This window comes from Enhygromyxa salina (assembly GCF_002994615.1).
Taxonomy (GTDB): domain Bacteria; phylum Myxococcota_A; class Polyangia; order Nannocystales; family Nannocystaceae; genus Plesiocystis; species Plesiocystis salina_A.
Genome location: NZ_PVNK01000180.1, coordinates 35142 through 52919 on the forward strand (window position 1 = coordinate 35142; position 17778 = coordinate 52919).

A 17778-nucleotide genomic window follows, 5' to 3' on the forward strand; every position below is an offset into this window, starting at 1 on the left:
CGGTGTGCGTGCATGTCAGGCAGTGATCCAAAGACATCAGCCGTCGCGGTGGCAAGGTCCAAGGCGGCCGGGGGGTCTAAACACCTCAGCCCCCTTCTAGGGGGCCACGCAACCGATTGCGCGGCACACCAGGGCCCACCGAGCGAGGAACGAGCGACCTGCCGCGCAGCGGCAGTGCGTGGCAAGGTCTAAGGTGGGCGGGGGGGTCTAAACAAGCCCGGTGTCTAAAACCGATTCCCGGTCAGAGTCGACTTCGGTACCATCGCCTGTACACGTGCACATGGATCCGGACAGCGCGGCGCCTTTGGTGTTGGTCCTCGGCAGGCCCGGGGATGGGGTCGCAAAGGCCGTCGCCGAGCGACTCCGGGGGTCATTCGAGGTCGTGGCCACGGTGGTCGAGAGCGCGTCCGAGCTGCGCGCGGTCGTCGGGCGCTACCGCGAGCGCCTCGGCGCGCTGGTCGTGGGCGCGTCGGACTCGAGCTCGGCCTCGACGCTGGTCTGGGAGCTCGATCGCGGCATCGACTGGCTCCGCGAGCGGACCCTCGTCGTCGTCGACGAGCTCGCCAAGCTCGACTCCGTACCCCGCCGCTTGCTCGACGCGATGGCCTACCTGGCCACCGACGAGGACGAGCTCGACGCCATCGTGGCCTACGTCGAGGCGATACTCGAGCGGCCCCGCGAGGTCGACGTGCTCGCGACCTTGGTCCGCAGCGCCGTCGACCGCCGCAGCGTCGACTCGCTGCCGCCGCTGCTCGGCGACTGGAGCGACGTCGAGCGCCTCGACCCCTCGCACCTCGAGCTCGCCCACATCGGTGACCGAGGCCTGCGGCCGAACCCGCTGTGGGCCCAGTGGACGGGCGAGCGTGAGCGCGCCGCGATCGAGCAGCTCGGCGCCCGGCTCGGCGACCACGCGCGCCCGGCTCGGCCGACGACCGTCAGGCAGCCCAAGCCGCCGCTCGAGTCGCAACCAGTCGAGCGGCCGCCGGAGGCCGCCAGGGCCAAGTCCTCGGGCAAGAAGAGCAAGAAATGACGCGCCCGACCTGCTTCGATCTGTCCAAGCTCGAGAACCTGGCCGAGCGCATCTACCACGGTCAGGTCGTGTTCTTCGTTGGCGCGGGCTTCTCGCTCGACAGCGAGGGCCTGACCGGGCGGCGCCTGCTCCTGCGCCTGCTCGCGCGCTTCGACGCGCTGACGAGCGCGCTGCTCGACGCGGCCCCGAGCGCGGGGCTGGTCGCGACCGCGAGGCGCCTGCGCGAGGTCCTGCGCTCGACCTTCTGGCTCGGCGTCGAGGGCCGCGATCCGCTGACGACGGTGGCCCACGCCAGGATCCTCGAGGCCGACTACTACCGACCCAACGAGTGGATGTGCGAGGCCTTCGGGGCCTTGCTCGACGCGTGCACCGACGCGGGGCTCGGCGCCGAGTTTTGGCCCGAGGTCCACCGCCGTGAGACCGCGCTGCTCGAGCGCAACCCGATCTGGGGCCGGGTCGAGCGGCTGCGGGAGATCGAGCCGCGCTTGCTGCTCGGCGAGGAGTGGGGCCCGAGCGAGCGCGGCAAGGCCCTGTTCCTCGACACCCTCGGGTTCGCCGACGCCGAGGTCATGGCCGGTCGGCCCCACGCGCCGCGCCTGCTCGAGGTCGAGCGCAGCTACGGCGATCGCCTGCGCCCGCGCCATCACATCATCGCCCGCTGGGCCCGCGAGGGCCTGTGCCGGACGCTGCTGACCACCAACTACGACATGTTGATGGAGGGCGCGTACCGCCTCTCGGGCTTCGCGTGTCGGCTGTGCGACACGCCCGGCGAGGAGCCCGAGCAGCCGCCGCTGCTGACCGAGCTGTCGCACTTCGCCCGGATCGGCGAGGCCGTCGACTTCTTTCGCTTCGGCCACACCCACCGCTCGACCCTGGTCGCCAAGATCCACGGCTGCGCCGAGTGCTATCGCTGGACCCGGGCCCGGGTCATCGACGCGCTGCGCTCGGGCGACGAGGTCGAGCTCGCGAGCGCGCGCCGGGCCTTCGCCAACTACCTGCCGTCGATCGTGTTCACCTTCCGCGAGATCCAAAACTGGCGCCAGGACGCGTGGTCGCGCGATCTCCTGGCCAATTTGCTGCGCACGCGCTCGATCGTGTTTTGCGGCTACAGCACCCGCGATCGCGTGCTCCACGACGCGTTCCGCACGGCCTTCGAAGAGATCGCGACGGTCAACGAGCGGATGGGCGCGTTCCAACCCCACCTCGAGAAGGACGAGGCCCGCGCGGCCCGAGCGTCATCGAGCTCGGGGGCGGCCGAGGGCGCGGGCGCGGCCGCCGAGGCCGCCGGAGCCCAGATCGACTCGACGACGGTCGACCGCCGGGCCCAGCGCGCGCGGGCCTTCTTTCTCGGCGGCCCCGGCGGGTTCGAGTTCGACGCGCTCGAGGTCCTGCGCGCGGCCAGCCGGGCCGAGGGCATCGATCATCCCTCGCAGACCTACCACCCCAACTACCTCCAGTTTCACTTCGAGTCCGACGACGGGCCCGCGGGCTTTCCGGGCCTCGATCAGACCATGCGCTGGCTGTGGCATCGGACCGTGCGGATTCGCCAGGAGCAGTGCGTCGACGTCGATCTGCGCCGGGTCGTGACCAATCTGTTGGGCGGCGGCTGCCCCGAGCGCGAGCGCCAACGGGTGCTCGAGCGCCTCCACGAGCTGACCGCGGCCGAGTCCGAGGAGGCCAGGGGCTGGGAGACCCGGGCCCCGAGCGAGGACGAGTTCGATCGCGTGGTCGGGTGGACCGATCGCTTTCACCCCGCGCTGCTGCGCGAGCTGGCGATCGGCGAGGCGGTCCTGCGCCGGGGTGGGGCGGTGGCCTCGACTCGCGGGGCCAATCGCGGGCGGTGGTTCTTCCCCCCGGCCGAGCACCCCCAGTGGACCGGCTGGGGCGTGGTCGTCGAGATCGCGCTGCGGCGGATGATCGCGGCCTGGCGCGGGGCGCTGCCGCGCTGGGCTCAGTCGAGCCCCTGCCTGACGCCGGGCCAGTCGCTGCGGCCCGCGGTCGGCTTCTCGCGCGGCAGCGAGGCCCAGCCCTCGACCCCGCGCGCCCTCGCGATCGTGTTGGCCGGCTTCGATCGTCGCTCGCGTCGGCCGCGGGTGCGCGGGGCCTTCGTCGGTCGCGTTCACCACTGGCGGCTGCGGGCCCAGACGATCCCGTGGTGGCCCGCCGAACAGCGCCCGCTCGCCGGGACCCCGGGCGCGGCCCTGCTGTGGTGCTGGGCCGTCGCCGACGAGCCGACGGCGGCGATGATCGAGGCCCTGCCTCGGCTCTTGGGCATCGAGCACCCGGCCGAGTCCGGGCAGTCACGACCGCTGCGGGTCGCGTGAGGACCAGGCCATGGACGACGGGTTGCACAACCATCAGCCAGCGCTGCTCGACGAACTCGAGCGCGCGCTGGTCGAGCACTTCAAGCTGCGCTCGGCGCTCGGCCAGGCTCGCGCGCTGCTGACCGACGCGAGCCTCGCGGCCGCCCGGGACCACGTGCTCGCGACCGCGGCCGCCCACGCCGAGGTCCGCAACCAAGGCGGCGCGCTGCTCGCTGAGCTCGAGCGCGCGGGCGCGCGGGCGCGCGAGGCCGAGCAGGTCGTGACCCAGGTCGAGGGCTGGCGCGCGCGCGAGCGGGCCGAGGCGCAGCTGGCCGTCGAGATCTTCGTCGACGCGGAGTCCCTCGGTCCGGCCCGCGACGGCGCCTGGCGCCCCGGGCTCGAGCCGGGGCCGCCGAGCACGACGCCCGTCTACCTGCGCGACCCCGAGCTGCGCGTCTGCGGTCACTTCGAGCCCGAGGTCGACCTGCTGATCTACGACCCGGGCCTCGGGACCCTGGCGATGGTCCAGATCGTCGACGCGCTCGCGCCCGACTCCGTCCGCGCGCAGGTCAGCCGTTACGTCGACCGCGCGACCTACCTGCGCCACTTGCTGTTGACCGCGCGCGAACAGGACGCCGGGTGCGATCGCCAGGTCATCAGCGTCGAGCTCGTCTTGGTTCACCGGGCCCACGATCACGACGGCGACGGCCAGATCGATCTGCTCTACGAGGTCGGGGAGACCCTGCGCGATCTGGCCCAGCAGACCGACTGCCTCCACGCGATCGGGGTCAACGTCCTGGCCGCGGAGCCGCGCGGGGTCGATCCGGCCCGGCTCCGGCGGGCCTTCTCGTGGCTGCTCCACGACACGCGCCAGTGGTTCGAGGGCCTCGAGCAGCGTCGCTTGGCCCTGCGAGGCGAGGCCGAGGATGGCTTCGGCCGGCTCGGGGCGATCGAGCTCGACGAGTATCGCCTGCCTGGACGCAGGACCCTGACCCTCGACGAGGGCGCGCGCCTCCACCTGCTTCACGGGCACAACGGCTCGGGCAAGTCGTCGCTGGTCGAGGCCCTCGAGCTGATGGTCACGGGCACGATCGAGCGCCTGTCGGGGATCGAGGACTACGAGCACGTGGTCCGCAACCGCTGGTCGTCGACGCCCGCCCGGGTCGCGCTGTACAGCGCCGAGCTCGGGCGCGAGCCGCTGTCCTTCGAGCTCCACGGGGCCGACCGGCCTGCGCGCCCGCTCGCGTCGGGCAGCCGGGCGTCGTCCTTTCGCCTCGATCAGACGGTCATGGACCGGCTCGCCCGGGCCAGCGACGTCGATCGTGCGGCCGAGCTGCTCGCCGCCTTCTTCGCCGACGAGGCCGAGGTCCGCGAGCGCTGGCAGCACGCGATGGCCGAGGCCGAGGCCGCGCTCGCGCGCCTGCCCGCCCGCGTCATTCGCTGGCTCGAGCATCACCAGCGCGAGCGTCAGGATCTGCACGAGGTCGTCGTCGAGCAGCTCGCGCTCCTCGCCGACAACCGGGTCCCCGCCGCGCTCGTGGACGCGCTGCTGCCGATCCCGCGCGCGCAGCTGCGGCCGCTCGTGGGCCAGCTCGAGGCCCTCGCGCAGCTCGAGGAGCAGCTCGAGCGCGACGGCTTCGTCGCCGCCGACGCGCCGCTGTGGGACGCGCTCGAGGCTGCGTTCGTGCGCCTCGCCAGTGATCTGCCCGAGCGGGTCGGAACCGTGGAGTCGGTCCTGCGCACCCTCGATCGAGTTGGGCGGTGGTGGAACGAGGGCGACGCGGCCGGCTTCGACAGCGAGGCCGCCTACGCCGCCGCGCTCGACGAGTGGCTCGAGCTCTCGGCGCTGGCCGAGATCGCCGAGCAGCAGCACCGGATCCTGACGGTGCTCAGCGGGGCGCGAGCCGAGGGCTGGGAGCTTCGGCGCCTCGACGAGGCCGGGGCCGCGGTCGGGCTCTTGCGCGGCCTCGCCGAGGTCGAGCCGATCGTGCTCGACGATCTCGAGCGCGCGCGGGCGCAGTGGGCGAAGCGGCGCGAGCAGCTCGGTCGCGCGCTGCGGCGGTCCGACGACGCGCCCGTCGACGGCAAGCCGCTGACCGCCGCGCGGGCGCGGCTCGACGACGAAGAGATCGAGGAGCTCGATCGCTTCGGCGCCTGGTGGGCGCCCCAGGAGCGCGGCCAGGGCCTCGGCGAGCGCATCCACGGCGCGATCGAGCGGGGCGAGACCCACTCCTTTGCGACCGCCCTGATCGGCGCCCAGGCCTGGGTCACCCCGATCTACGACGCCGCCGCGAGCATGCTCGAGCCGCTCCGAGAGCTGCGCGAGACCTGGGGCGCGAGCCTCCATCGAGCGGTCGGGCGGCGAAGCTCGCAGCACGACCCGCGCCTCGCTCGAGAGGTCCAAGTCGAGCTCGACATCGAGCAATTCGCAGAGGCGGCCGAGGCGATCGCCGAGAATTGGGGCGGCGGCGAGGATGCGGCCGACGAGCTGTTCGACCCGCTGCAGGGGCTCGACGACTTCGACGGCCCGCTCGCCGTCGAGGACCCGCGAAAATCCCCGGTCGAGCGCGAGCGCGAGCCCGCCGCGCGGGGCGTCGAGGGCGAGCGCCCGCGAGCGCCCGCGCGCCCGACGTCCGCGCCGCCGCTCGCTTCGGCCCCGCCGGCCTCCGCCCCCGCGCCGGGCGGCGCGCCGGCCCCCGAGCCCCGAGCCGCGGTCATGCAGTCGCGCACGGTCTCGTTGAGCGACGCTCCACCGCCCCAAGCCGCTCCGGCTTCGGCTCCGGCTCCGGCTCCGGCTCCGGCTCCGGGGGGCCGAGCCGAGGCCGAGCTGGGGCTGTCGGCGCTGGTCGAGCGTCTGCGTCAGGCCTACGAGGTCAGCGCTCGGGCGCACGAGGTCGGCACGGAGGTTCAAGACAGCTTCGTCATGCGCCTCGCCGCCGACGATCGGCGCGCGCTGAGCCTGGTCGACGCGCTCAACGAGCTGATGGCCCTGTTCACCCCGGCGCGCTGGGCCTACGAGGACATCATCTTGCGCTACCAGGAGGCTGGCGACGTCTCGCGGCTTCAGTTCGAGACCGGCGAACTGCGCGGCGGCGCCGATCCCAGGGCGCGGGCGCGGGCGGATCTACGCCTCAACACCGCGCAGCTCAACGCGTTCACGCTGGCCTTGTTCTTGTTGTGCGCGCCGCGGGTCGACAACCCGATCGGCTTGCTGGTGCTCGACGATCCGCTCCAGAACATGGACGAGCTCACGGTCACCACCCTCGCGCGTGGCCTCGCCAAGCTCATGCGCGTGCTCCCGCGGCGCTGGTCCCTGATGATGCTGTTCCACGGCGAGGGTGATCTGGCCCGCTTTCACGACGAGGTCGAGTGCGCCGTCTACTTCTTGCCGTGGCTGAGCCCCACGGTCCGCGGACGAGAGCTGCAGATCAGCTGTCAGGGCGAGGACAGCCGGCTGGGTCTGACGCCCCAGCGCATCGCGCAGCTGGTCGCCCTGCGGCCATGAACCGAGCGCGGTCACTGCAGGTGTGACGATTCGGCACGGTCGGGTTCTGGCTGTGACCGATCCGCACGGTCGGCGACCGACGGCGAGCGCGCCCAGCTGCGCTCGACGTGGCGATCGGCGCTGGCACGGGGCTTGCTCCTGAGTCTCTTCGACTGCACACAGCGCCGATTCATCGGCGTTCACTTGCAGCGAAAGGAATTGATGACACTGACCAAGAACGAAACCTCGAATCCATCGACCACCACCACCACCACCAACACCACCAACAACAACGACGCCCCGCGACCGGAGCAGGACAAGCTGCGGCGGATGTTGACCGACTTTGACGACGGGATGCTCGTGAGCATGTCGCCCGAGGTCGGCCTCCGCGCTCGTCCGATGCGGATCATCGCCCGCGACCAGGAGGCACCCGACGATCTGTGGTTCATCTCGGAGCTCGACTCCGCCAAGGTCCACGAGCTCGCCCGCGAGCCGCGGGTCGCGGTCGTCCTCGGCGACCACAACCGCTTCGTCTCGATCTCGGGCCGCGCTCAGGTCATCGTCGACCGCGACAAGCTCGACGCGATCGGGACCGGCGACTGGAAGCTGTGGGTGCCCGAGGGCACCGAACGCGGCGACCTGGCCCTCATCCAGGTCGTGCCCGAGCACGCCGAGTACTGGGATCACTCCTCGTTCAAGACGGTCCGCCTCGCGTTCGAGGTCGCCCGCGCCAGGGCCAACGACGACCACCTGCGCCTGCCCGACAACCCTCAGTGGCACGGCGCCGTCTCCATGAGTTGAGCCCACGCTCGGATCGAGGCCCGGCCTCGGTCCGAGGCGACTCGAGGCGAGAGACCCTGCCCACCCCTTTCACCGGAGACTGACCATGGACACACAACTACTTCAAGTCGGGGAGTTCGAGCTCCCCGTGGCCGCGCGCGCGCCCCTCGACGCGCTGCTCGAAAAGCTCGACGGCTGGGCCACGACCGCCGTCGAGATGCTCCCCAACTTCGTCCTCGCTGCGATCGTGGTGATCGCGTTTGGGATCGCGGCCCGCTACGCCGGGCGCTGGGCTCAGCGCGCCCTCGACCGCACAACGAACAAGGAGGTGCTCAGCGCCCTGATCGGCAACGTGACCCGAGTGGTTGTCGTCGTGGCCGGCGTCTCGGTCGCCCTGAGCCTGCTCCACCTCGACAAGGCCGTGACCTCGCTGCTGGCCGGCGTCGGCGTCGTCGGCCTCGCGCTCGGCTTCGCGTTTCAGGACATCGCCGCCAACTTCATGTCTGGGGCGCTGATGGCCTTCCGCGGCTCGATCGAGCCCGGCGACATCATCGAGGTCAACGGCCACACCGGGACGGTCGAGGAGGTCCAGCTGCGGCGGACGGTGCTGCGGACCTTCGACGGCCTCAGCGTCGTCGTCCCCAACAAGGACATCTACCAAGACACGGTCGTGCACTTCACCCGCACGACCGAGCGCCGCGTCGACGTCAGCCTTGGGGTCGCCTACTCGGACGATCTCGAGCGGACCCGCGAGGTCCTGATCGCCGCGCTCGAGCCGGCGACCTGGCGCGACCAGGCCCGCGACGTCGAGGTGTTCTTCACCGGCTTTGGCGACAGCTCGATCAACTTCGACGTCCGGGTCTGGCTCGAGATCCCGGGTCAGTTCGGCTATCTCGACGCGCGCTCGGAGATGATCATCGTGATCAAAAAGGCGCTCGACGAGGCTGGCATGTCGATCCCCTTCCCGATCCGGACCCTCGACTTTGGCGCGAGCGCGGTCGGGGGCGACTCGCTCGACGTCACGCCGATCCAGATCGCGCGCGAGCGAGCGGGCGAGGCCCGGCCGATCGTCGAGAGCAAGGCGAGTTGAGCGAGGAACGCAGGACACGCCGGCCACGCCAGCCACGCCAGCCACGCCGTTTCGGGCTCGCGGGGCCGGGGTCGCTCACTTGGGCAAGAAGTCTCGATCGAGCACGGTCTTGCGCCCGTCTTCTTTGGCCCGGTCGATCGCTCGGTCCGCCCAATCGCGCAGCTTCTCGGACAGGACCTCGATGACGGCGTCCGATGTGTTGAGGCCGCCCGCTGCGCGCACGTAGGCCTTGAAGGCCTTGGTGACGACGAGGGCGTCGCGGGGGAGGCTCGGATCGCGCCGCTTGACCGGCGCGATCCTGCGCTTGCCCTGCCTGCGCGCGGGCTTGGGCTCGGTGACCACGCCGCCGACAGGCGGTGCCGTGAGCTCCTCGGCGTGCGCCTCTCGGTGTCGCGCGATCGGGAGGTGCGCGTCCCAGCACTCCATCTTGCAAAATACCATCCCCGTTCGCGCGCGATTGCAGGTCGACACACTGCAGACGAGGTAGCTCGCGCCGTGGGCGATCGGGCTCTTGCACCGACTGCAATTACGCCAGGTCGAAGTGGCCATGAGTCATGGTAGCAGCGTGCGTCCCGAGTCGGTTGTGATCTTCGGTCCAGGTTGACGGATGCGCGTTGAACTTGCAGAAATTACAAATAGAGCCCAAGCTTGGCCCAACGCTGGGGTGACCGATGATGATTGGACGAAAGCCCTCGACCAGGCCCAGGTTCATGAGCACGCCGACCTTCGAGGAGGTCGCGTGCGGCAGCGGTGAGTCAGAGCTGCGCTACACCTTCGAGGAGTTCTGCACGCTGCCGCTGTCTGACCGGGTCGCGCTGCTGCTTCAAAAGCCCCGCTTCTACCGTGGCGGTCAGCTCCTCAACGGCGCCGACGCGATGAGCTTCCGGGCCTGATCCCGGGCGGTCAGGGCGGTCAGGGCGATCACTCGCTGACCGTGGTGTAGTAGTACTCCTCGTCGTTGTACACGTCCGCGGATTCTTGACGCCCGAGCTTGAGCATGCTGCCGAGCGCCGAGCGCAGCTGCGCTGTCAGGGCCGAGGGAATGAAGTTATCGCTGAGGTTGAGGGACTTGAGGTGCCTGAAGCGCCCGGCGGCGTCGAGGATCGCCTGAGCCCCGGGCTCGCGCATGGTGCCCATCGACAGATCCACGCTCTCGACCTGCGTGAGCAGCTCCGACTTGGCCAGCTCGATGGCGATCTCGTCTTGCATCTCGGAGTTCTGGAGGCCGAGGTGCTTGAGCTTGGGCAGGGTCTTGGTCGAAAACAGCGGGCGCAAGGCCTCGATGTTGGTCGTGCCGCCGTAGCCCTCGCAGCCGAACCACACCTCGATGTGGGCGAGCTCGGGCAGCTTGGCCTTGGCGAGGCTCGCAACCGAGGCCTCGGGCAGGCCGCCGCTCTCGATCTCGAGCCGCGCGAGCGTCGGGTGCTCGAGCTCGCCGAGCCCGATGTCTGCGCCGCGCAGGCGCAGCGTTCGCAGCGCGGGCGCCTTGGCATAGATGCCGCTGACATCACCGTGGCTCACCCACGAAATTTCCTGCTGCTCCGCGTGAAAATCACCGACGAAGAGGGTGTGGAGGTGGGGGTGGACGATGCCCGCCGCGATCGCACGATGGGCGGCCGACAGCCCGCCGCCCTCGAAGTCCGTGAGCCCGATCGTCAGCTCAGCGAGGAACTCGCTGGCAGGTGATGACATCAAGGCCGCGAGGACCGCGACGGCGTCGGGCCCGTCGTAGCCAAAATTGGGCACACCGACGCTCGCGCGGGTGACGTAGCCGTAGGCCCAGGTCAGGCGCGCGACCTTGTCGAAGTTGTCGTCCTGCATGAGCTGGTGGAGCGCGGCGCCGAAGAAATGCTCGGCGTGGTCGAGCTCGAGCTGTTTGAGCTCCTTGGCCAGCTTGCGGCGCTCGGGCGACCTCGGCTTGGTCGCGGCGTGGGCGAGCGTCAGGGCGATGCGCTGGCCCCAGGGGTCGCCCGCGGCCTGGAGGCGGTCGGCGCGGACGCTGAAGTCCTCGCTCGGATCGGAGGCCGCCGCGGGCTTCGTCGCCGGGCTCGAGCCGACCTCGGCGTAGCCCTTGCGGACCTTCTCGTTGATCTTCTTGGTAGCGGCGGCGGCGGCCTTCTCGGGCGTGGCGAAGCGCTTGTTCTGGGTCTGTCCCGCGGTCCCGACCTTGCCGTAGCGGGCCGTGAAGCTGGCGCCCTCGACCTCGATCTCCCAGAACTTGTACGAGCGGCTGTCCTTGTACTCGAAGCGTCGCATTGGTCTGGTATAGCCAGACAGCTTCGAGCAGGGAAATCGGCGCGGGTCAGGCTGACTCGTAGCGCTTGAGCTTGTCGTAGAGCGTGCGCAGGCCGATGCCGAGCTCCTCGGCGGCCTTGCGTCGGTTGCCGTCGTGGCGCTCGAGCGCGGCCGTTATCGCCCGTCGCTCGAGCTCGCCGAGGGTCTGCGGTGCGTCAACGGCCACGCTCGCGCTCGGCCGCCGCGGGCGGCCTGGCAGCGCGAACAAATTGTCCGCGTCGATCTCATCGCCGTCGGCGAGGATCGCCGCGCGCTCGAGGGTGTTGGCCAGCTCGCGGACGTTGCCGGGCCAGCGCGCGGCGCTGAGGGCCTCGTGGGCGTCGGCTGCCAGCCTCAGCTCGGGCCGCCCGAGCTCGGCGCCAATCCGGGCCAGGAGGCGCTCGGCGAGGGGCACGATGTCCTCGCTGCGCTCGCGCAGCGGCGGCAGGTGGACCGGGAACACCGACAGCCGATGGTAGAGATCCTCACGGAAGCGTCCGTCGGCGATCATGGCCTCGAGGTCGCGGTTGGTCGCCGCGATCCAGCGCACGTCCGCGCGGATCGTCTGGTTGCCGCCGACGCGCTCGAAGGTGCGCTCTTGCAGGACCCTGAGCAGCTTGGCCTGGAGGCCCGGCGCGAGCTCGCCGACCTCGTCGAGGAAGAAGGTGCCCCCGGCCGCGAGCTCGAGCCGTCCCCGGCGGCGCCCGGCGGCGCCCGTGAACGCGCCTTTTTCGTGGCCGAACAGCTCGCTCTCGAGCAGGTTGGCCGACAGCGCGGCGCAGTTGATCGCGCAGTAGGGCCCCTCGGCGCGGCGGCTCCAGGCGTGGATCGTCCGGGCCGCGACCTCCTTGCCGGTCCCGCTCTCGCCGATCAGGAACACCGTCGCGTCGGTCGTCGCGACCTTGCGCAGGGCCTCGACGACCGGCGTCATCGCGGGCGCGCCGTAGCTCAGGGGCTGCTCGGCCTCGCGGTCGCGGGCGGACTCTTGCAGCGCGCGCAGGCGCTGGCGCTCGAGCGCGTGGGCGACCAGGAGGCGCAGCTGCGTCGGGCTGTCGAGCGGCTTTTGGAGGTAGTCGAAGACCCCGAGCTTCATGGCCTCGACCGCGCTGTCGACGGTGCCGTGAGCCGTCAAGATGATGACCTCGGTCTCGGGTTGCTCGCTGCGGACGCGCCGAACGACCTCCATGCCGCCCATCCGCGGCATCTTGAGGTCGCTGAGCACGAGCTGGTAGGCCGCGGCCTCGAGCTTGGCCAGGGCCTCGACGCCGTCGGCGGCCTGGTCGACCTCGTGGCCTTCATCCTCGAGGACCTCGGTCATGAACTCGCGCAGACCGTCCTCGTCGTCGACGACCAGGATCCTGCTCATGTCTTCGTTGTCTCCTCGCCGCGAGGTACGCGGACCGTGAACGCCGCCCCGCCGCCGGGGTTGTCGCCGACCGTGAGCTCGCCGTCGTGGAGCTCGACGATCCGCCGGCTGACCGCGAGGCCGAGGCCGGTCCCCTGCGTGCGCGTGGTGTGAAAGGGCTCGAAGATCCGCTCGCGTTGATCGGGAGGGATCCCCGGTCCGCGATCGCGGACGATGAACTCGAGCGCGCCCCCGCGCCGGCTGATCTCGACGGTCACGGGCTGATCTTCGCTGGCTTGAAGCGCGTTGTCGATGAGGTTGGCGAGGACCTGCTGCATGCGCTGGCCGTCGAGGGCCCACGAGGGCGGCGCCGCTTCGGCGTGGATCTTCACGCGCTCGCGCTCGAGATCGACCGCGGCCGACTCGACGATCGCTGTCGGGCTGGCTTGCTCGCGGATGATCTCGCCGACGCGGACGAAGGCCAGGAGTCCGTGGGTCAGATCCTCGAGCCGGCGGGCCTCGGCGACCACGCGCCCGGCCTTGGCGCGGGTGTGCTCGTCCGCGTGGTCTCGGTCGAGGCGCTCTTGCAAGAGCTGCGCGTGGCCCTTGAGCGAGGCCAGCGGGTTGCGTAGCTCGTGCGCGAGGACCGCCGACATCTCGCCGAGGGTTGCGAGCTGGCGCTGGCTCTGGAGCTTGTGCTGGCTCGACTCGGCGTCGAGCGACATCCGCCAGAACACCAGCGACGCGATCGCCATCACGAGCGCGCCTGCGATCCCGACGCTGAGCTCGCGGCGCGAGCGAGCCTGGAGCTCGGCCCGCATCACCGGCTCGAACTCGACGATCAGATGCCCGTCGGGGGGCGGTGGCCCAGGCGGTCCTGCGCGTCGGGGGCGGTCGCGTTGCGCTCCGTCGGGTGGAGGGCGGTCACCGTGAGCGCCGGGGGCGAGCGGGACCACGACCTGGACGATCTCGCCGTACTCGACCACGCCCTCGCGCACGAGCGCTCGCATCTCGTGGTCCGTCGGCATGTGTGTTGGCTCGCCGACCTCCGGGCCCGGGTCGTCGGGGTAGCTCAAGCCGACGTAGCGGACGCCGAGATCGAGCTGCTCGAGATCGGCGACCAGGGCCTCGAGATCGGCCTGGCTGGGATTGCGGACCCAGCCGTGCTGGACGTCGGACAGCCCGCTGCGGATCACCGCCGCCTGGCCCCGCGTGACCGCTTCAGACAAGCCGCGCGCACCGAGGAAGGACGAGCCCGTGACCGCGAGCAGGACCGCCGCGAAGGTCAGGCCGACGAGCACGAAGCCCACGCGGAGTCGCTGCGAGGGCGAGGCGCGACGCTTGTCGGAGGTCTTGAACAACGCGGGCATGATAGCGCTTGCCGTGACTCGGACTCAGGGCATCTCGCCGGGCATCTCGCCGGGCATCTCGCGGGGGTTGTCGGTCGGCGTGCCCGCGTAGCAGCCCAGGATGTAGGGGAAGCTGGCGGTCACGTGGTAACGGTAGTCACCGTCGGGACCGACGCGGCCGTTGCATGGGTCGAGCACCGTCGGGTCGTCGCTGGCCTGATACTCGTGGTTGTCCCAGGCGTAGGTCGAGGGGTCGCCCGTCTGAACCCAGCCCGAGCTGAACTCGACGACCTCGTCGCAGTCGTCGTCGAGGCAGCCCATCGAGCCGTAGATCGGGAACCCGTCAAAGGCGTAGCCGATCACCGGTGAGGGCTCGTCGGGCCCGACTGCGCTGGTTAGGCACTCGATCAGCAAGGTGTGATAGTGGTAGTCGTTGGCGCCGCCGGTGTGGCCGGCGCAAAAGTCGACGAGCTGGTTGTAGATGGGATCGCCGAAGGGGTCGGGGACGGGGCCCTCGTTGGGACCGTAGAAGGGCAGCCCGTTGACGGCGGTGCCGGCCGGTCCGAGCAGCGGGACCTCGGTCGTCTGGGCGGCGAGCTCGGGGTTCCGCGGGAAGTGCCAGCGCCAGTCCTGCTCGTCGAGGGGGTTGGGCGTGAGCTCGACGAACTCGTAGGCGGGGATCCCGTTGGACTCGACGATGACCTCGTCATCCTCACAGTAGACGTCCAAGAAGGGATCGGGGTAGGCGCCGTTGGCCGGGTCGGCGCTGACCGGGGGGAAGTTCTCGTCGGGGCAGCCGTCGTCGGTGCTGCCGTCGTCGTCGGTGCCGTCGTCGTCGGTGCCGTCGCTGGTGCCCTCGTCGGTGCCCTCATCGGTGCCTTCGCTGGTCCCAGCGTCGGGATCTCCCTCCGCTCCAGTCTCGCTGTCCGCGCTGTCGGCGAGGTCGCTGGCCTCGCCGTCGGGCGTGCACGCGGCGAGCGGAAAGAGGAGCGAGAGGGCAGGGGCAAGCAAGAACTCGGGCTTCACGAGGGCACACCCGAGCAAGCCTCGTGCCACCGCTGCATGACCCCGAACAGCCCGTGGCAGGGCCTACGCGCCAGGTTGGCAGCAGGGGCGGAGGGGGTTGCGGAAGTCGCAGTTTGTCGCGTGCGGGGTTCGCAGTTCGAGCTTCGATAGGCGCTCGTGGGCATCGCTGAGCGCTGGCACGCGCGCTGCACACGGGCTTCGCATGGTCTCGTCGCTCGCCCGCGGACTCGTCGTGTCCTGCCTCTCGCTCGGGGTCTGGGCCTGCGACGAGGGCGAGCTCGACGAGGGCGAGCTCAAAGACAGCGGCGAGACCGGTGCCGCTGCGGCGCCGTCGGTCTCGCCAGCTGCGGCGCGCTGGACCCTCGACTGGGATCTGGGCGCGACGATCCAGGCGCAGACCAGCTGGACCACCGTCAGCGACCTCGACTACACGATCACTGTTGAGGCGGCCTGGATCGGCAGCTGGGGCGCGAGCCTGGTCGCTTGTGCAGATGCCGAGCTCGGCGCGGCGGCGCGGGTCGATGACGCGGCGCTCGGCGTCGCGTCGCCGTGGCTCGTCGCCGAGGGGCACACGAGCGGGGTCGACGATCCCTCGGCCGAGGTCTTCGATCGCGTCGAGTCCCTGATCGAGGTCGCGAGGTCGAGCTACGATCTGCGCGAGCTCGACGGCGGCAGCTACTGTCAGGCCCACTACCTCCTCGTGCCCGCCAGCGAGCTCAGCGTGGGCTACGACGAGGCCGCGAGCGCCCTCGCGCAGGTCGACGCCGAGCTCGAGCTCAGCGGGGCCAGCTTGCTGATCGTCGGGAGCTGGACGCCCCCAGGGGGCGGCGCGGCCACGCCCTTCGTGCTCCGCAGCGATCGCGCCTACGGCAAGATCCTCGAGCTCGAGATCGACCCGGCGCTGGACGCCGAGCCGGGCGGCGCGAGCGTCGAGCTCGCCATCGTTCGGCACCTCGACGCGATCTTCGACGGCGTGGCCTTCGACGCCGTCGACCTCGATGACGCGGCGTGGACGGTGCTCGGGAACCTCGGGCGTGGGACCACGATCGTGGCCCGGTCACTCGACTGAGGCCGTCCTGGCCGCGGCCTCGATCTCCCACTCGTAGACGCTCTTGCCCTCACGCGTGAGCCTTGGCAGCAGATCGCCGAAGGCGTTGGCCTCGATCACGCGGTGGCGCTCGAGCCCGGGCTCGAGCAGCACGTCGACCCCGACGTGGAGGCAGCCATGGGCCGCGAACACGCGCTCGCAGCTGCGCATCGCGGCGTCCCACGCCGCGCTCGACATCCGTCGGCGGAGGCCGTCGAGGTCGCCTCGCTGCCCGCCGAGGTGCAAGTTGGTGATCGGGTGACGGCTCTGACGGACGACGCAAAACGCTGGCGCCCCGGCGACGACGAGCACGCGCAGATCGAAGCACCAGCGGTCGATCCTCGCCTTGGGTACCGCGCGCTCGATCTGCACGCCCTCGCCGATCAGCCAGCGCAGCAGCGCGTCGACCGGCTCGCGCTCGTGGAGCCGCTGCAGACGCAGGGAATTGAAGCGCCCGTTCTCGGCCGTGGCCACGGTCGTGAGCAGGAGGTCGCGCTGCGCGGGCGGCCGCCCGGGGAGGTGGCGGTAGAGCGCCAGGCACGAGGCCGACGAGCCGCTCGACAGCTTGACGAACACCGCGGGCCAGCGCTGCGCGACCATGGCCTCGCGCAGCTGCTCGGGCTCCTCGATCTGTGTCAGCCCCGGCAGCGGCTCGGGTACCGGGATCCCGAGCGCGGCGTAGCGGCGCGAGGTCTCGCGCTTGTCGAACAGCGCGCGAATGTCCGCGATCGGCGTGAGCACGCGCCAGCTCGGGCGCGCCCGCAGCACGCTCGCGAGGGTGTCGAGGTAGCGGACAAAGCCCGCGTGGTGCTGTCGCGGGGCCCGGATCTGGCCAAAGCGATAGGGCGTCCGCGCGAGCTCGGTCCGCGAGATCCGTTCGCAGCGTAGATCCGCGTCGAGCGCGTCCGCGCCGAGCTCGAGCAGCGTCCGCTCGATCTCGGGATCTTCGCCGCACGCGTCGATGCGGACCGTGAGCGGCTCGTCGGGCAGCGCCGCGAGGGCCGAGACGTCGCGCATCAACTCGCGGTGGGACAGCAGGATCGGCGGCGGCAGCCCCCGGCGATCGAGCGCGTCGACGAAGCCGGTCACGCGGCGGTTGTCGGGGTTGCCGATGATCAGATAGCGCGCCCGCTCCTCGGTCACCGGCCCAATGTAGCCTGAGTCCCAGCTCATCCCGCAAATCCTGCGGTCGCCCACGGCGCTGACCCCTGCGATCGTGCGCGCATGAGCGTCCCTGATCACCCTGCGCGCTCGAGCGAGGGCCGACACCTGTGCCGCATCGTCCTGACCGGGGGCCCGGGCGGTGGCAAGACCACCGCCGCCGACATGCTGCGCCGCGAGATCGGGGATCGCATCGTCGTGGTGCCAGAGTCGGCGACGATGCTGTTCTCGGGCGGGTTCCCCCGCTCGGACGAGCCCAACGCGCGCCAGGCCGTGCAGCGCGCGATCTTCCACGTCCAGCGCAACCTCGAGGATCTGCAGTCGGCCCGCTACCCGGAGCGCGTGCTCTTGTGCGATCGCGGGACCATCGACGGCGCCGCCTACTGGCCGGGCGATGACCCCGAGCAGTTCTTCGCCGAGCTCGGCACGAGCCTCGAGCAGGAGCTGCGTCGCTACGACGCCGTGCTCTTCTTCGAGACCGCGGCGATCGGAAATTTCTCAATCGAGACCGGCAACCCGGTCCGAACCGAGACCAACCGCGAGGCCGTGGCCCTCGATTGGCGTCTGCGCGAGCTGTGGAGCCAGCACCCCAACTTCGTGCTGATTCACCACAACCACTCGTTCATGGCCAAGCTGTTCGAGGGCCTCCACGTGCTCGGCGAATTGATTCGACGCTTCGCCGATGATGCCTGCCACGACGAACAAGGCCCACGCGAAAAAACCTAGCAGCCCGGGCTGCTAGCAGCCCGGGGTGCAATGCCTCGCGCCGCCTCGCTTGGCCTTTTCGCCGATGGCTTTGTCGCCAAAACTTGCAGTACGCCCGGTACAGCGGCGTTTTGGCTTCGCGCC

The 17778-nt window shown here is 70.8% G+C and carries 14 protein-coding genes; 8 read left to right on the plus strand and 6 right to left on the minus strand.

Features of this window, described 5'->3' with window-relative positions:
- Positions 1-274: 274 nt before the first annotated feature.
- From ENSA5_RS20970 to ENSA5_RS20990, 5 genes are all read left to right on the plus strand, one after another.
- Positions 275-1030, plus strand: a complete 756-nt coding sequence (locus ENSA5_RS20970) for a hypothetical protein (RefSeq protein WP_146155938.1) — start codon at positions 275-277, stop codon at positions 1028-1030.
- On the plus strand, positions 1027-3354 hold the full coding sequence (locus tag ENSA5_RS20975; protein WP_106393458.1) for an SIR2 family protein: 2328 nt from the start codon (positions 1027-1029) through the stop codon (positions 3352-3354). Before ENSA5_RS20970 ends, ENSA5_RS20975 begins: the two co-directional genes overlap by 4 nt.
- 10 nt (positions 3355-3364) lie before the next feature.
- On the plus strand, positions 3365-6838 hold the full coding sequence (locus ENSA5_RS20980; RefSeq protein WP_106393459.1) for an ATP-binding protein: 3474 nt from the start codon (positions 3365-3367) through the stop codon (positions 6836-6838).
- 201 nt (positions 6839-7039) lie between these two features.
- Positions 7040-7618, plus strand: coding sequence for a pyridoxamine 5'-phosphate oxidase family protein (locus ENSA5_RS20985; protein ID WP_146155939.1), 579 nt, complete (start codon positions 7040-7042; stop codon positions 7616-7618).
- Between the two features lie 85 nt (positions 7619-7703).
- A complete protein-coding gene (locus tag ENSA5_RS20990; RefSeq protein ID WP_106393461.1) occupies positions 7704-8687 on the plus strand; it encodes a mechanosensitive ion channel family protein in 984 nt (327 codons plus the stop codon).
- A gap of 75 nt (positions 8688-8762) precedes the next feature.
- On the opposite strand, the gene ENSA5_RS20995 is transcribed toward ENSA5_RS20990, so the two are convergent.
- Complete coding sequence (locus tag ENSA5_RS20995; protein WP_146155940.1) at positions 8763-9236, minus strand: histone H3 family protein; 474 nt, start codon at positions 9234-9236, stop codon at positions 8763-8765.
- Positions 9237-9397: 161 nt separating this feature from the next.
- Here ENSA5_RS20995 and ENSA5_RS21000 point away from each other — a divergent pair, with 161 nt between their 5' ends.
- A complete protein-coding gene (locus ENSA5_RS21000; RefSeq protein WP_106393463.1) occupies positions 9398-9580 on the plus strand; it encodes a hypothetical protein in 183 nt (60 codons plus the stop codon).
- Between the two features lie 28 nt (positions 9581-9608).
- Here the strand turns inward: ENSA5_RS21000 and ENSA5_RS21005 are convergent, their stop codons facing one another.
- The 4 genes from ENSA5_RS21005 to ENSA5_RS21020 are packed head-to-tail and all read right to left on the minus strand — an operon-like array spanning position 9609 to position 14711.
- Complete coding sequence (locus tag ENSA5_RS21005) at positions 9609-10943, minus strand: WGR domain-containing protein (RefSeq protein ID WP_106393464.1); 1335 nt, start codon at positions 10941-10943, stop codon at positions 9609-9611.
- Positions 10944-10989: 46 nt separating this feature from the next.
- Positions 10990-12327, minus strand: a complete 1338-nt coding sequence (locus ENSA5_RS21010) for a sigma-54-dependent transcriptional regulator (RefSeq protein WP_106393465.1) — start codon at positions 12325-12327, stop codon at positions 10990-10992.
- Complete coding sequence (locus tag ENSA5_RS21015) at positions 12324-13667, minus strand: sensor histidine kinase (RefSeq protein WP_181198004.1); 1344 nt, start codon at positions 13665-13667, stop codon at positions 12324-12326. The genes ENSA5_RS21010 and ENSA5_RS21015 overlap by 4 nt, the downstream gene beginning before the upstream one ends.
- Before the next feature lie 33 nt (positions 13668-13700).
- Positions 13701-14711 (minus strand): YHYH protein, encoded by a 1011-nt coding sequence (locus tag ENSA5_RS21020; RefSeq protein WP_181198005.1) that lies wholly within the window; start codon positions 14709-14711, stop codon positions 13701-13703.
- Between the two features lie 172 nt (positions 14712-14883).
- Between ENSA5_RS21020 and ENSA5_RS21025 the strand changes: the two genes are divergently transcribed.
- Positions 14884-15750 (plus strand): hypothetical protein, encoded by an 867-nt coding sequence (locus tag ENSA5_RS21025; RefSeq protein WP_106393468.1) that lies wholly within the window; start codon positions 14884-14886, stop codon positions 15748-15750.
- On the opposite strand, the gene ENSA5_RS21030 is transcribed toward ENSA5_RS21025, so the two are convergent.
- Positions 15739-16941, minus strand: coding sequence for an STM4014 family protein (locus tag ENSA5_RS21030; protein ID WP_106393469.1), 1203 nt, complete (start codon positions 16939-16941; stop codon positions 15739-15741). The two genes, ENSA5_RS21025 and ENSA5_RS21030, sit on opposite strands and share 12 nt — an antisense overlap.
- A 51-nt stretch (positions 16942-16992) precedes the next feature.
- Here ENSA5_RS21030 and ENSA5_RS21035 point away from each other — a divergent pair, with 51 nt between their 5' ends.
- Positions 16993-17655 carry an AAA family ATPase gene (locus ENSA5_RS21035; protein WP_106393470.1) on the plus strand — a complete coding sequence of 221 codons (663 nt, stop codon included), beginning with the start codon at positions 16993-16995 and terminating at the stop codon, positions 17653-17655.
- Positions 17656-17778: the final 123 nt, after the last annotated feature.

Coding starts and splice junctions, on each gene's coding strand:
- ENSA5_RS21000 (WP_106393463.1), top strand. CDS start 9,398: ATGAGCACGCCGACCTTCGAGGAGGTCGCGTGCGGCAGCGGTGAGTCA.
- ENSA5_RS21030 (WP_106393469.1), bottom strand. CDS start 16,941: ATGAGCTGGGACTCAGGCTACATTGGGCCGGTGACCGAGGAGCGGGCG.
- ENSA5_RS20990 (WP_106393461.1), top strand. CDS start 7,704: ATGGACACACAACTACTTCAAGTCGGGGAGTTCGAGCTCCCCGTGGCC.
- ENSA5_RS21035 (WP_106393470.1), top strand. CDS start 16,993: ATGAGCGTCCCTGATCACCCTGCGCGCTCGAGCGAGGGCCGACACCTG.
- ENSA5_RS21025 (WP_106393468.1), top strand. CDS start 14,884: ATGGTCTCGTCGCTCGCCCGCGGACTCGTCGTGTCCTGCCTCTCGCTC.
- ENSA5_RS20975 (WP_106393458.1), top strand. CDS start 1,027: ATGACGCGCCCGACCTGCTTCGATCTGTCCAAGCTCGAGAACCTGGCC.
- ENSA5_RS20995 (WP_146155940.1), bottom strand. CDS start 9,236: ATGGCCACTTCGACCTGGCGTAATTGCAGTCGGTGCAAGAGCCCGATC.
- ENSA5_RS21010 (WP_106393465.1), bottom strand. CDS start 12,327: ATGAGCAGGATCCTGGTCGTCGACGACGAGGACGGTCTGCGCGAGTTC.
- ENSA5_RS20980 (WP_106393459.1), top strand. CDS start 3,365: ATGGACGACGGGTTGCACAACCATCAGCCAGCGCTGCTCGACGAACTC.
- ENSA5_RS21005 (WP_106393464.1), bottom strand. CDS start 10,943: ATGCGACGCTTCGAGTACAAGGACAGCCGCTCGTACAAGTTCTGGGAG.
- ENSA5_RS20985 (WP_146155939.1), top strand. CDS start 7,040: ATGACACTGACCAAGAACGAAACCTCGAATCCATCGACCACCACCACC.